We start from the raw sequence: 12,520 nt of genomic DNA, 5'->3' as shown, positions 1-12,520 counted from the left end.
CTCGCCGAGCGCCCTCAAGCGGGGCGCCCCTTGCGTCTGCGCAGCCCCGCCTTCGTCAGCAGCACGACCACCTCGCGGCTGGACACCTCCACCGCGCCCGCCCCCACCGCATCGGCATACCGATGCGACGGCACGTCGTAGTGATCCCGCTCGAAGGCCCGCGGCGGGCAGCCGATCGATGCCGCGAACGCGTGCAGCTCCTCGTACGAGACATCGCTGACCAGGTGCGACCACAGCCGGCCGTGGCCCGGCCAGGTCGGCGGGTCGATGTACACCGTCACGAGAGGCCGCCGACCGGCGCCACCACGACGCCCGCCTTCGCGCAGACCCAGTGCGGGTCCGGGCCCAGCTCCGGTTCAACGTCCAGCGCGTGCGGGTCGCCGGCGTCGCAGACCGGGCACAGCGGCCATCTTCCGTGCCGCTCGAGCAGCGCGTCCTGAACGTCCTGGGCCACCAGGCCGGCGATGTACTCGACGCCCTCCGGCCACTGCTCGACCCACCAACGGCGGTGCGTCACCGCGTCCTCGACCAGCGAGACGACCCCGGCGTCGGCCACATCGCGGGCGGCCAGGTCGGCGAGGACCAGCGCACGCGCCGCGTGCAGGGCCTGCTCGAGTGGGTTCGCGTCGTCCATGAAGCCATTGTCACCCCACCCGCTGCGCTGCCGGCCGGCGGTCCGCTCCCGGCCGGCGGTCCGCTCCCGGCCGCCGGTCCGCCCCGGACCAAAGGGGGTTGACGATAAAGGAACACCGAAAATATCTTTCAAGGGTGACCAATCCAGTGAAGGAAATTTTCAGCGTCGACGCTCCGCCCGCCCCCGCCGCCCTCGCGGCCAAGGTCCGGACCCTCGCGCCGTCCATGACCCGCTCCATGCAGCGGGTCGCCGAAGCCGTCGCCGACGACCCGGCCGGCTGCGCGGCCCTCACGGTCACCGGCCTCGCCGAGCTCACCGGCACCAGCGAGGCCACCGTGGTCCGCACCGCCCGGCTCCTCGGCTATCCCGGCTACCGCGACCTGCGTCTCGCGCTTGCCGGGCTCGCCGCCCACCAGCAGTCCGGCCGCGCGCCCGCCGTCACGGCCGACATCGCCGTCGACGACCCCATCGCGGACGTCGTCGCCAAGCTCGCGTACGACGAGCAGCAGACCCTCGCCGACACGGCCGCGGGGCTCGACACCGTACAGCTGGGCGCCGCCGTGGCCGCCGCCGCGACCGCCCGCCGTATAGACATCTACGGCGTCGGCGCGTCCTCCCTCGTCGGCATGGACCTCGCCCAGAAGCTGCTGCGCATCGGCCTGATCGCGCACGCCCATACCGATCCGCACCTCGCCGTCACCAACGCCGTGCAGCTCCGCTCCGGCGATGTCGCCATCGCCATCACCCACTCCGGCTCCACCGGCGACGTCATCGAGCCGTTGCGCGTCGCCTTCGACCGCGGTGCGACGACGGTCGCGATCACCGGCCGCCCGGACGGGCCCGTATCGCAGTACGCCGACCATGTGCTGACCACCTCCACCGCCCGCGAGAGCGAGCTGCGGCCGGCCGCGATGTCGTCCCGTACCAGTCAACTCCTCGTTGTGGACTGCCTGTTCATAGGCGTGGCGCAGCGCACGTACGAGACGGCCGCCCCTGCCCTGGCCGCTTCGTACGAGGCGCTCGCCCACCGGCACAGCCCCCGCACCCGCTGAGCACCCCGATCACAGAACCCCTCCCCCCACGGACCGAGAAAGCTGAGCAGCTCTTCATGACCTTCTCCTACGGTGAACTCCGCGCCGAGCTGGCCACCCTCACCACCGAGGCGTTCCGGCCCGAACTCGCCGAGATCGACCAGCTCCCCACCCTCGAGATCGCCCGGATCATGAACGGCGAGGACGAGTCCGTCCCCGCCGCCGTCGCCGCGCAGCTGCCGCGGATCGCCGCCGCGATCGACGACACCGCCGAGCGGATGTCCCGCGGCGGCCGGCTGGTCTACGCGGGCGCCGGCACGGCGGGGCGCCTCGGCGTACTGGACGCGAGCGAGTGCCCGCCCACCTTCAACACCGACCCGACCGAGGTCGTGGGCCTGATCGCGGGCGGCCCGTCCGCGATGGTCAAGGCGGTCGAGGGTGCCGAGGACAGCAAGGAGCTGGCCGCCGCCGATCTGGACGCGCTGAAGCTGACCGCGGACGACACGGTGGTCGGGATCTCCGCCTCGGGCCGTACCCCGTACGCGATCGGCGCGGTCGAGCACGCCCGCTCCATCGGAGCGCTCACCATCGGCCTGTCCTGCAACGCGACCAGCGCACTCGGCGCGGCCGCCGACCACGGCATCGAGATCGTCGTCGGCCCCGAACTGCTCACCGGCTCCACCCGGTTGAAGGCCGGTACGGCGCAGAAGCTGGTCCTCAACATGATCTCGACGATCACGATGATCCGGCTCGGCAAGACATACGGGAATCTGATGGTGGACGTCCGCGCCTCCAACGAGAAGCTGCGCGCCCGCTCCCGCCGGATCGTCGCGCTGGCCACCGGCGCCTCGGACGAGGAGATCGAGGCCGCCCTCGCCGCGACCGACGGCGAGGTGAAGAACGCCATCCTCACCATCCTCGGCTCGGTCGACGGCCCCACCGCCGCACGGCTCCTGACGGAGAGCAAGGGCCATCTGCGCGCGGCACTGCAGTCCGCCCGCCGATAACCACCGACTGAACGTCCCCCCACAGCAAGGCACCCCGCACCATGGCAACAGACGCCCCCAACGCCCCGGACGCCCCTGACGCTCCTGACGCCCCGGACGCCCCCAACGCCCCGGACAAGAACAGCGCCGTCGCCGCCGCCATCCTCCCCCTGGTCGGCGGCGCCCGGAACATCACCACCGTCGCGCACTGCATGACCCGCCTCCGCCTCGGGCTGCGCGACTCCTCCCTCGTACAGGAAGAGGCGCTGAAGGCGCTTCCCGCGGTCATGGGCGTGGTCGAGGACGACACGTACCAGATCGTGCTCGGCCCGGGCACGGTCGCCCGGGTCACCCCGGAGTTCGAGGCGCTCGTGGCAGCGGCCCCCAGGACCGCCGATGACCTGGCCGACCGGGGCGCCGCCATCAAGGCGGCCCGGAGGGCGAAGAATTCGACGCCCTTCAAGCTGTTCCTGCGCCGTATCGCGAACATCTTTGTCCCGCTGATCCCGGCCCTCATCGGCTGCGGCATCATCGCCGGACTCAACGGCCTGCTGGCCAACCTCGGTTGGGCCCCGGCCGTGGTGCCCGCACTCGCCGCGACGGCCTCCGGCTTCATGTCGCTGATCGCGGTCTTCGTCGGCTACAACACCGCGAAGGAGTTCGGCGGTACGCCGGTCCTTGGCGGCGCGGTCGCCGCGATCATCGTCTTCCCGGGCGTCGCGAAGATCACCGCCTTCGGTGTCCATCTCTCCCCCGGCCAGGGCGGCGTCCTGGGCGCGCTCGGCGCGGCGGTGCTCGCGGTGTACGTCGAGAAGTGGTGCCGCCGCTGGGTGCCGGAGGCTCTGGACGTCCTGGTCACGCCGACCCTCACGGTCCTCGTCGCCGGCCTGGTGACTCTCTTCGGCCTGATGTTCGTGGCCGGTGAGATCTCCACCGCGATCGGCGAGTTCGCGAACTGGCTGCTGGCAGGCGGCGGCGCGGCCGCGGGCTTCGTCCTCGGCGGTCTCTTCCTGCCGCTGGTGATGCTGGGCCTGCACCAGGCGCTGATCCCGATCCACACCACGCTCATCGAGCAGCAGAGCTATACGGTCCTCCTCCCGATCCTCGCGATGGCGGGCGCCGGGCAGGTGGGCGCGGCGGCCGCGGTCTACGTCCGGCTGCCCCGCAACACCTCGATCCGCAGCACCATCAAGTCCGCGCTCCCGGCGGGCTTTCTGGGCGTCGGCGAGCCGCTGATCTACGGCGTCTCGCTCCCGCTGGGCCGACCGTTCATCACGGCCTGCGTCGGCGGCGCGTTCGGCGGCGGATTCGTCGGCCTGTTCAACATGCTGGGCGACAAGGTCGGCTCCACGGCGATCGGCCCCTCGGGCTGGGCGCTGTTCCCACTGCTCGACGGCAACAAGGGCCTGGGCGAGACGATCGGGGTCTACGCGGCCGGGCTGCTGGTCGGTTACGTCGTCGGCTTCCTGGCCACGTACTGGTTCGGCTTCACCGGGCCGATGCTCAAGGAGCTCAACGTGGCCCCGGAGGAGTCCTTGCCCCCAGCGGCAGCGGGCTCCCCCGCCCCACCGAAGGAACAGGCCCGGGTCTGACGCATCGTTCCCCAGCTGGGGCTCCGCCCCGGACGCCGCGGCCCCCGTACGGCCTTCGTCCGTGTCCTCAATCGCCGGACGGGCTGGGTTTCCCGGACATCCCAGCCCCTCCGGCGTTTGAGGAGCGGGGCTTGGGGGGGGCGGAGCCCCAACAGGAGCCCCGCCGGCGATTGAGGCGCGGGGGCCCGGGGGCAGAGTCCCCGCGCACACCGGCCCCCGCCCCCCTACGCCGCTCCCGCCGCCTGCTCCTTGATCGTCACCAACCCCTTCCTGATCACCGCCAGCCGCGGCGCCCGCCGCGCGAGCGCCGAGTCGTGCGTGACCATCACAAACGTCAGGGTGTGCTCCTCCCACAGCCCCTCCAGCAGATCCATGATCTCGTCGCGCATCGACTCGTCGAGATTGCCGGTGGGTTCGTCGGCCAGCAGCACCGCAGGCCGCTTGACCAGCGCACGCGCGATCGCCACGCGCTGCTGCTGCCCGCCGGACAGCTCCCCGGGCAGATGGCCGTGGCGCTCCCCGAGCCCGACCGAGGCCAGCGCCTCGGCGGCCCGCTCACGGCGCTCCGCCGCATTCAGCCCGAGCGGTACGAGCGCGGTCTCCACGTTCTCCTGCGCGGTGAGCGTGGGAATGAGGTTGAAGCTCTGGAAGACGAACCCGATCTTCTCCGCCCGTACCCGGGTGAGCCTCGCCTCGGGCAGCGTCGCCAGATCGGTCCCGTCGAGAGTGACGCTGCCCGACGTCGGCCGGTCCAGGCCGCCGAGCATCTGCAGCAGCGTGGACTTGCCGCCGCCGGTCGGCCCCTGGATCACCAGCCGCCCGCCGTCCTCGATGGTCAGGTCCACCCCGTCCAGCGCGGTCACCTGCTCCTTGCCGCGCCGATAGTGCTTGGTGACGTCTGTGAGCTCGTACATGATGCTTCAACTCCTGTTGTACGTAAGAGGGTTCGGGCTACTCGACACGACGCAGCGCATCGGCCGGGCGCAGCCGGGACGCGCGCCAGCCGCCGAAGCCGCCCGCGACAATTCCGCCCGCCACCGCGAGCGCCACGGCCAGGCCGATGGTGGTCAGCGAGACGGGCGCGGTGAGCGCGATGTCCAGCGCCTTGGACGCGGCCTGCCGGGTGGGGCCGCCCTGCCCGCCGCCACCGCCGAAGACCCGGCCGCCGCCTGCCGCGCCACCCCCGTTCCCGCCGCCGAGCTGCGCGGTGAGCGTCGGGCTGAACGTTGTGATCAGCCACGCACCCGCCAGCCCCAGCGCGATCCCGAGCGCCCCGCCGACCAGCCCGTTGACCAGCGCCTCACCGGCCACCTGACGGGTGACCCGGCCGCTCTTCCACCCCAGCGCCTTGAGCGTGCCGAACTCCCGCACCCGTCGGCTCACCGCGGCCGACGTGAGCAGCCCGGCGACGAGGAACGCCGCGGCCAGCACGACGTACGAGAGCCACTTGCCGACGCCCGAGGCGAGGTCGGATGCAGTGGACAGCGACCCGGAGACGGTGTCGGCGAGGTCGGCCGAGGTCGTGACCGTCGTTCCGGAGATGTTCTTCTGGATGGCCTGCTTGATGCCGTCGATCAGCTGCGAGTCGGACGCCTGGACATAGACCGTGGTGACCTTGTTCTTCGCGTCGGCGAGCGTCTGCGCCCGGGCGAGCGGCAGATAGACGTTGGCGGCGGCGTCCCCGCTGTCCGCCGTCGCGATCCCGATGACGGTGAAAGCCGTACCGGAGATGGTCAGCTTCTTGCCGACCGCGAGCTTCTTCTCCTTGGCGTAGGCGCTGTCGATGACGGCGACCTTGGCGGCGGTCTCCGTCGTCCTGAACGTACGTCCCGAGGTGATCTTCGAGGAGGTCAGCGGACCAAGTCCCTGATGGGCGACGTCCGTTCCGTACGCGGTGTACGAGTCGACGTCGAACGCGGCCCCGCCGCCGCGCACCGCACCGCCGCCCTCACCGCCCCCACCGGGAGCCGTGCTGCCGCCCTGTCCGCCCTGCCCCGGCTGCTGTTGGACCGCACCGCGCTTGAACTGCCCGTTGACCTTCATCACGCGCACGCTCAGCCCGCCGACCGCGTCCGCGACGCCGTCCTGCTTGCCGACCTTCGCGACGGTCGAGGAGGCGAGGGTCTCGAACCCCTCCACCATCACGATGTCCTGGTTCTGCTCGGAGTCGTCGTCGCTGTCCTTGGCGTCGAACTCGAAGCGGGGCCGACGCGCGGTGCCTCCCTCACCGGGCGGCGAGGCGGCCTTGGTGACGGTCATATCGGTGCCGAGCCCGTACAGCGACTCCAGGACCTTGTCCTGGGCGCGATTCATCCCGGACGACACCGAGTTGACGACGATGACCAGCGCGATCCCGAGGGCGAGCCCCGAGGCGACGACAAGCGCCGCTTTTCTGCGGCGGCGCAGCTCGCGCCGGAGGTAGGTGAAGAACATAGGCGTGAAGGTAGGGACGCCATGTGATGAAGGGTTGAGTCCGGCGTGAGAGCGGCATGAGAACCCGGGTCGGGTCCGGACGTTCACACCATCCCTGTCGTATCCCCGGCCCGCCCTATGCCGGGCACTCGGCAGAGCGGGGCCCGTCCCCGCTCACGTACTCGACACGCAGCTCCTCGCTCTCCTCCACGACGAACATCGTGCCCTGGGTGGGACTCCAGCCTCGGGAGACCAGGAAGATCCGGTCGCCCGACACATGGAAGAGCCGCAGCCCGGCATAGCGGTAGCGGAAAGCGCTCGCCTTGTCGGCGATGGTGAAGCGACAGCTGCCGCGGCCGTGGATGAGCAGATCGTTCTTACTGAACACGGCGACGGCCGGCATCTCGGTGTCGACGGTCCTCGCGGTCAGGGCCGCGCGGCCCCGGCCGACGATGCCCGCGTACGAGGACACCGCCCAGAACAGCGCGAGTACGGCGACCAGGAGGCAGAGGGTCCACATGCGCAGATCCCGGCTCTCGCGCGTGCGAGCGTAGCCGGTGAGCAGGAACCCGGCGATCGTCGCGAGCGGCGCCAGCAGATCGAGGAGCGCGGGGTGGAGGGGGATCAGCGGGAGCAGGAGCAGCGGCGGCGCCCAGGCATGCCGCAGCAGGCGCAGCGGTCCCGCCGCCGCACCGGGGTCGCGCTGCACCCGGCGGTGCGCGGCGAGGGCGGCGAACGCGGCGGCGGCGCCGAGCAGCACCGGGAGATAGAGGGCGTCGACGCTGCGGAGCAGATAGTCGCGGGTGGAGAAGTGGAACACGGTGTCGCGCAGCCCGAGGGCTTTGGCTTCGGCGTCGGTGCTGGACCAGCCGAAGTAGAAGAGCACGGCGGTGAAGAGGGAGATGAGCGACCCGACGGTCCCGATGAACTCGGTGAGCCCGGTGCCTCTGGCTGGTTCAGGCCGAGGCGCGCCGCCGGTGTCCGGATCGGGCTCGGGGTCCGGGTCGCCTCGAGGGTCCGGGACCGGGACCGGGTCCGGGTCGCCGCCGGGGTCCGGGACCGGGTCCGGGTCCGGGTCCGGGTCCGGTCTCGGGTCTCCACCGGGGTTCGGGGCGGGATCGGCGTCAGGGCCTGATGGACTGCCGGCGGCAGGCGGTGCCGGGTCCGGGGCGGTCACGACGGCGAGAAGAAGGAAGGCGAAGGGGATTCCGGGGACGGGGAGTTCGGGTCCGGCGATTCCCCACCCGAACCCGGGTTCGCCGATCCGTCAATTCTGATCGCGCCATGCTTGGTCATAGAGCCGCCCCCCTCGAAATGGAGGGTCAGATCCACCAGCCCGGCTCCCGTGAAGGACTCCGGTAGCTCGAACGAGACCGCGGCGCCCTCGCAGCATTGCTTGTGGCGCGGCTCCAGCGTCAGCAACTTGGCCCCCTCGACCTCGAGGTCCACGTTCATGACCTCACTCCGCCAGGTGCCCTCCACCCGGAACCCCCAGTACGGCGGCTTCAACACGACTTCGGGCCCCGGGACCACCGCCGTGATACCCAGCGGGCATGCGGTGGTGTCACCCGAACTCCGATGCAGCGTGACCTTCCCCCGCGGGTACTGACGATGCCAGTTCACGACCTGCTTCAGCATCCGGTACGCCGCCGTGTCGCGGCAGTCGCCGTATGTGAACCCGGGCCCGTGCAACGAGTCGTACAGCCGCACCGCCTCATTCCACTGTGCGGTGTCGCCCTTCGCCGCCAGGCAGGCGAGCGTCAGCGCATGAACGAGCTTCCACTGCTTGCTCCCGGTGCTGTGCTCCGCAACAGCCTTGCCGGCGCCGGAACAGTTGAACACCCACAACTTGTCGTAAACGTCCTCCGGGTCGATCCTGACGTTCGTATTGGGTGAGTCGGGCCCCGGTGGCAACCAGGCGAACTCGGCGTCCTTGTCCTTGCCGCCGCCGTTCCCGCCGCCGCCATTCCCCGAGCCGCCGGCCCCATCGTTGTCGGAGGGATTCCACGTGGGCCCCCCGGAGTCCGGACCCGAGCTCCACTCACCGCCGTCCGCACCCGCACTTCCCCGCGGCGGCGCACTCTCCCCCTCGCCTCCGCCACCGCAGCCCGTCAGCATCAAGGCCGCGGCAAGCACCCCCGACACCAGCACTCCGCAGCGCCTGCCCCGCACAGTTCGACCAGCCATGGGACCCCCCGTACATGCCCGATGGCTACTCATCATGGCCAGGCGAACCCGCCGTGAGAAAGATGGCGCACAGCCCGCGTCCGAGAAAATTCCCCACCATTTTGCGCGGCAGTTTCCCCCGCAACTCCAGCCTCTCCGGCAGCACGCCAAGCGGGCTGGTACGCCATGCTCACTGTCGCCGCAAACCTCCAACTGCCGCACAGAGGAGTTGATCGATGGCGAATGAGGAAGCTGAGAACGAACCCGGGGTCGTCGAACTGCCGGACCCGTCGGGGCCCGGCGCCGATCCGCGCGTGGCGCTGGGCGAGGAACCCGTCCATCGCGGCGCCGCAGGATCCCCGGTACGGACTCCAGGGCGTTCCCACGGGGAAGCGTCGCACTCGCCGGGTGTCGTGGACACTCCGGACCCGCAGTCGGAGGGGTGAGACCGTGGGCCTGACCATCCGCAACCAGTATTCAGCGCGCGTGTACGTCGCGATCGGGTTCTACGACAACTCCTGCCCCAACAACACAGGACCGCACCTCATGGGGTGGTGGGGCATAGACCCGGGCAGGGGTGCGCTGGTCTACGCGAACGATGTGAACCAGTACAGCCCCATGTGGTTCTACGTCGCCGAGGCCGTGAACGGCCCGGTCTGGGCCGGATCGCACGTCGTCCAGATTCCGAACCAGGCATTCAACCGGTGCGAGCGACCAGGGGTGTCCGGCGGGTACGCGCGAGGCTTCCGCGAACTCTTTGTCGGCGACAATGAGGACTTCACCCTCACCCTCACGGGATAGCCGCAGCTGAGCACTGCAGCAGCACCTGACGCGTGACGTCGGTCAGGTGCTGCCGTCGGCCGACCGCGGCCGCGCCTCGGGTCGGCGGAGCGGCAGTGACGGGGAGGCGCTGCTGCATGTGGCGGGGCAGCGGCGCCGGCGGCGACGACTGCCTCGAAGTCGCCGACGGCCACCCCGACATCGTCCCCGTCCACAACCCCCACGGCCCGGAGCTCGTGTTCCGGGCGTCCGCCTGGGCCTCCTTCGTCGCGGACCTCAAGCAGCACTGGCCGGCAGAGCCTCTCGGAACTGTCCGGGACTACGCCCACCGAGGCGGACCGGGGCGCCCGTCGCGCCCACGCCTGCCGGGGATGTCAGGATGGTCCTATGACGACCAAGGTCTACTTCGACATCACCATCAATGACGCCCCCGCCGGGCGGATCAACTTCAACCTGTACGACGACGTCGTTCCCAAGACGGCAGAGAACTTCCGCGCGCTCGCCACCGGCGAGAAGGGGTTCGGCTACGAGGGGTCCTCCTTCCACCGCGTCATCCCCGACTTCATGCTGCAGGGCGGCGACTTCACCCGCGGTGACGGCACGGGCGGCAAGAGCATCTACGGCGAGAAGTTCGCCGACGAGAACTTCAAGCTCACGCACAACAGGCCGGGCCTGCTCTCGATGGCCAACGCCGGCCCGAACAGCAACGGCTCCCAGTTCTTCATCACCACCGTGCTGACGCCGTGGCTGGACGGCAAGCACGTCGTGTTCGGCGAGGTCGCCGACGAGGACAGCATGGCCCTGGTCAAGAAGATCGAGAGCTACGGATCGCAGAGTGGCCGGACCAAGGCCAAGATCACCATCTCCGGCTCGGGCGTCGCCTGACGAACCTGCGGGACCTGAGCGGCCGAGAGGTCCGGGTCCCCGCGTGACCACGCGCTGAAACGCCCGAAGGCGGCACCCCTGTCAGGGATGCCGCCTTCGGTTGCGTAACCGGGCTTACTGAGCCGAGGCTCAGAAGTCCATGTCACCGCCCGGCATGCCGCCGCCCGCGGGGGCACCGGCCTTCTCGGGCTTGTCGGCGATGACGGCCTCGGTGGTGAGGAACAGCGCCGCGATGGAGGCCGCGTTCTGCAGAGCAGAGCGGGTCACCTTCGCGGGGTCGATGATGCCCTCGGCGATCATGTCGACGTACTCGCCGGTCGCGGCGTTCAGACCGTGGCCGACGGCCAGGTTGCGCACCTTCTCGACGACGACGCCACCCTCGAGACCACCGTTGACGGCGATCTGCTTGAGCGGAGCCTCCAGCGCGAGCTTCACGGCGTTGGCGCCGGTCGCCTCGTCACCATCGAGGTCGAGCTTCTCGAAGACCGAGGTCGCCTGGAGCAGAGCCACGCCGCCACCGGCGACGATGCCCTCCTCGACGGCGGCCTTGGCGTTGCGCACCGCGTCCTCGATGCGGTGCTTGCGCTCCTTGAGCTCGACCTCGGTCGCGGCGCCGGCCTTGATGACGGCCACGCCGCCGGCCAGCTTCGCGAGGCGCTCCTGGAGCTTCTCGCGGTCGTAGTCCGAGTCGGAGTTCTCGATCTCGGCACGGATCTGGTTGACGCGACCGGCAACCTGGTCGCTCTCACCGGCACCGTCGACGATCGTGGTCTCGTCCTTGGTGATGACGACCTTGCGGGCGCGGCCCAGCAGGTCCAGGCCGGCGTTCTCGAGCTTGAGGCCGACCTCCTCGGAGATGACCGTGCCGCCGGTGAGGATGGCGATGTCGTTCAGCATCGCCTTGCGGCGGTCACCGAAGCCCGGAGCCTTGACGGCAACGGACTTGAAGGTGCCACGGATCTTGTTGACGACCAGGGTCGACAGGGCCTCGCCCTCGACGTCCTCGGCGATGATCAGCAGCGGCTTGCCGGACTGCATGACCTTCTCGAGAAGCGGCAGCAGGTCCTTGACCGAGCTGATCTTCGAGTTGACGATCAGGATGTACGGGTCGTCGAGCGACGCCTCCATACGCTCCATGTCGGTGGCGAAGTACGCCGAGATGTAGCCCTTGTCGAAGCGCATACCCTCGGTGAGCTCAAGCTCCAGACCGAAGGTCTGGGACTCCTCGACGGTGATGACGCCTTCCTTGCCGACCTTGTCCATCGCCTCGGCGATGAGCTCGCCGATCTGGGTGTCGGCGGCGGAGATGGAGGCCGTGGAAGCGATCTGCTCCTTGGTCTCCACGTCCTTGGCCTGCTCGAGCAGCGCACCGGAGACGGCCTCGACGGCCTTCTCGATGCCGCGCTTGAGGGCCATCGGGTTGGCACCGGCGGCCACGTTGCGCAGGCCCTCGCGGACCAGCGCCTGGGCGAGGACGGTCGCGGTGGTCGTACCGTCACCGGCGACGTCGTCCGTCTTCTTGGCGACTTCCTTGACCAGCTCGGCGCCGATCTTCTCAAACGGGTCCTCGAGCTCGATCTCCTTGGCGATGGATACACCATCGTTGGTGATCGTGGGGGCGCCCCACTTCTTCTCGAGGACGACGTTGCGGCCCTTGGGGCCAAGGGTGACCTTGACGGCGTCGGCGAGCTGGTTCATCCCGCGCTCGAGACCGCGCCGTGCCTCCTCGTCGAACGCGATGATCTTGGCCATGTGAAGTGGTCCTCCCGGACTGGGGTGGATTCTCCGGACCGCGCTGGCGCCCGCGACGGACGGCCTGCATGCCTTGTGGTTCCTTGCCCCACCCGGCCTGCGGACCTCACCAACCCGGTCCTCGTTGTCACTCTCACTGTCAGAGTGCTAACGCCAATGATTAGCACTCGCCCTAGGAGAGTGCAAGCGACTCTCACGGATCGAAGACCCACGAGCGGACGCGCGAAGGGACCCACGAAGGGACCCGCGAGCGGACCCGGCAGCGGACCCGCGGGCAGACGC

Annotated in this window: 14 protein-coding genes; 7 read left to right on the top strand and 7 right to left on the bottom strand. The window is 70.1% G+C overall.

Annotation, left to right across the window (positions count from 1 at the left end; translation table 11 throughout):
- Window positions 1-14: 14 nt before the first annotated feature.
- On the bottom strand, window positions 15-281 hold the full coding sequence (locus ACFYXH_RS08940) for a DUF4031 domain-containing protein (RefSeq protein ID WP_327324425.1): 267 nt from the start codon (window positions 279-281) through the stop codon (window positions 15-17).
- Complete coding sequence (locus ACFYXH_RS08935) at window positions 278-634, bottom strand: hypothetical protein (RefSeq protein WP_389561417.1); 357 nt, start codon at window positions 632-634, stop codon at window positions 278-280. The genes ACFYXH_RS08940 and ACFYXH_RS08935 overlap by 4 nt, the downstream gene beginning before the upstream one ends.
- Window positions 635-768: 134 nt before the next feature.
- On the opposite strand from ACFYXH_RS08935, the gene ACFYXH_RS08930 reads away from it, so the two are divergent.
- Genes ACFYXH_RS08930 through ACFYXH_RS08920 form a run of 3 tightly spaced genes read left to right on the top strand, consistent with a single transcriptional unit; the run spans window position 769 to window position 4,243 of the window.
- Window positions 769-1,686: a MurR/RpiR family transcriptional regulator gene (locus ACFYXH_RS08930; RefSeq protein WP_327324427.1), complete on the top strand. Its 918-nt coding sequence runs from the start codon at window positions 769-771 to the stop codon at window positions 1,684-1,686.
- A gap of 56 nt (window positions 1,687-1,742) precedes the next feature.
- The gene (gene murQ, locus ACFYXH_RS08925) at window positions 1,743-2,672 is read left to right on the top strand and encodes an N-acetylmuramic acid 6-phosphate etherase (protein ID WP_389561416.1); all 930 of its coding nucleotides are present in this window, start codon (window positions 1,743-1,745) and stop codon (window positions 2,670-2,672) included.
- A gap of 41 nt (window positions 2,673-2,713) precedes the next feature.
- On the top strand, window positions 2,714-4,243 hold the full coding sequence (locus ACFYXH_RS08920; protein WP_389561415.1) for a PTS transporter subunit EIIC: 1,530 nt from the start codon (window positions 2,714-2,716) through the stop codon (window positions 4,241-4,243).
- A gap of 224 nt (window positions 4,244-4,467) precedes the next feature.
- Here ACFYXH_RS08920 and ACFYXH_RS08915 read toward each other — a convergent pair whose 3' ends face one another.
- From ACFYXH_RS08915 to ACFYXH_RS08900, 4 genes are all read right to left on the bottom strand, one after another.
- On the bottom strand, window positions 4,468-5,157 hold the full coding sequence (locus ACFYXH_RS08915) for an ABC transporter ATP-binding protein (protein ID WP_389561414.1): 690 nt from the start codon (window positions 5,155-5,157) through the stop codon (window positions 4,468-4,470).
- A 37-nt stretch (window positions 5,158-5,194) separates the two neighbouring features.
- Window positions 5,195-6,676, bottom strand: coding sequence for an ABC transporter permease (locus tag ACFYXH_RS08910; RefSeq protein WP_389561413.1), 1,482 nt, complete (start codon window positions 6,674-6,676; stop codon window positions 5,195-5,197).
- A 115-nt stretch (window positions 6,677-6,791) separates the two neighbouring features.
- On the bottom strand, window positions 6,792-7,832 hold the full coding sequence (locus ACFYXH_RS08905; protein ID WP_389561412.1) for a hypothetical protein: 1,041 nt from the start codon (window positions 7,830-7,832) through the stop codon (window positions 6,792-6,794).
- On the bottom strand, window positions 7,829-8,842 hold the full coding sequence (locus ACFYXH_RS08900; protein WP_389561411.1) for a hypothetical protein: 1,014 nt from the start codon (window positions 8,840-8,842) through the stop codon (window positions 7,829-7,831). The genes ACFYXH_RS08905 and ACFYXH_RS08900 overlap by 4 nt, the downstream gene beginning before the upstream one ends.
- Window positions 8,843-9,057: 215 nt before the next feature.
- On the opposite strand from ACFYXH_RS08900, the gene ACFYXH_RS08895 reads away from it, so the two are divergent.
- The 4 genes from ACFYXH_RS08895 (at window position 9,058) to ACFYXH_RS08880 (ending at window position 10,486) form a co-directional block, all read left to right on the top strand.
- On the top strand, window positions 9,058-9,267 hold the full coding sequence (locus tag ACFYXH_RS08895; RefSeq protein ID WP_389561410.1) for a hypothetical protein: 210 nt from the start codon (window positions 9,058-9,060) through the stop codon (window positions 9,265-9,267).
- A 4-nt stretch (window positions 9,268-9,271) separates the two neighbouring features.
- Window positions 9,272-9,622, top strand: a complete 351-nt coding sequence (locus ACFYXH_RS08890) for a DUF1036 domain-containing protein (protein WP_389561409.1) — start codon at window positions 9,272-9,274, stop codon at window positions 9,620-9,622.
- Window positions 9,623-9,738: 116 nt separating this feature from the next.
- Window positions 9,739-10,026, top strand: a complete 288-nt coding sequence (locus ACFYXH_RS08885; RefSeq protein WP_389561408.1) for a DUF397 domain-containing protein — start codon at window positions 9,739-9,741, stop codon at window positions 10,024-10,026.
- Window positions 9,989-10,486 carry a peptidylprolyl isomerase gene (locus ACFYXH_RS08880; protein ID WP_327324430.1) on the top strand — a complete coding sequence of 166 codons (498 nt, stop codon included), beginning with the start codon at window positions 9,989-9,991 and terminating at the stop codon, window positions 10,484-10,486. The genes ACFYXH_RS08885 and ACFYXH_RS08880 overlap by 38 nt, the downstream gene beginning before the upstream one ends.
- A 129-nt stretch (window positions 10,487-10,615) precedes the next feature.
- Here ACFYXH_RS08880 and groL read toward each other — a convergent pair whose 3' ends face one another.
- Window positions 10,616-12,238: a chaperonin GroEL gene (gene groL, locus ACFYXH_RS08875; RefSeq protein ID WP_327324431.1), complete on the bottom strand. Its 1,623-nt coding sequence runs from the start codon at window positions 12,236-12,238 to the stop codon at window positions 10,616-10,618.
- Between the last annotated feature and the right edge of the window lie 282 nt (window positions 12,239-12,520).

Origin of the sequence: Streptomyces sp. NPDC002730 (genome assembly GCF_042888805.1) — a bacterium.
In the GTDB taxonomy this organism is placed as follows: domain Bacteria; phylum Actinomycetota; class Actinomycetes; order Streptomycetales; family Streptomycetaceae; genus Streptomyces.
The sequence above is the reverse complement of the archived record's forward strand: the minus strand, read 5'-3'. Positions and strand labels throughout refer to the sequence as shown.

What these genes read in the sequence shown, in the direction of transcription:
- ACFYXH_RS08935 (WP_389561417.1), bottom strand. Translation starts at nt 634, where the DNA reads ATGGACGACGCGAACCCACTCGAGCAGGCCCTGCACGCGGCGCGTGCG.
- groL (WP_327324431.1), bottom strand. Translation starts at nt 12,238, where the DNA reads ATGGCCAAGATCATCGCGTTCGACGAGGAGGCACGGCGCGGTCTCGAG.
- ACFYXH_RS08915 (WP_389561414.1), bottom strand. Translation starts at nt 5,157, where the DNA reads ATGTACGAGCTCACAGACGTCACCAAGCACTATCGGCGCGGCAAGGAG.
- ACFYXH_RS08885 (WP_389561408.1), top strand. Translation starts at nt 9,739, where the DNA reads ATGTGGCGGGGCAGCGGCGCCGGCGGCGACGACTGCCTCGAAGTCGCC.
- ACFYXH_RS08895 (WP_389561410.1), top strand. Translation starts at nt 9,058, where the DNA reads ATGGCGAATGAGGAAGCTGAGAACGAACCCGGGGTCGTCGAACTGCCG.
- ACFYXH_RS08920 (WP_389561415.1), top strand. Translation starts at nt 2,714, where the DNA reads ATGGCAACAGACGCCCCCAACGCCCCGGACGCCCCTGACGCTCCTGAC.
- ACFYXH_RS08880 (WP_327324430.1), top strand. Translation starts at nt 9,989, where the DNA reads ATGACGACCAAGGTCTACTTCGACATCACCATCAATGACGCCCCCGCC.
- ACFYXH_RS08910 (WP_389561413.1), bottom strand. Translation starts at nt 6,676, where the DNA reads ATGTTCTTCACCTACCTCCGGCGCGAGCTGCGCCGCCGCAGAAAAGCG.
- ACFYXH_RS08900 (WP_389561411.1), bottom strand. Translation starts at nt 8,842, where the DNA reads ATGGCTGGTCGAACTGTGCGGGGCAGGCGCTGCGGAGTGCTGGTGTCG.
- murQ (WP_389561416.1), top strand. Translation starts at nt 1,743, where the DNA reads ATGACCTTCTCCTACGGTGAACTCCGCGCCGAGCTGGCCACCCTCACC.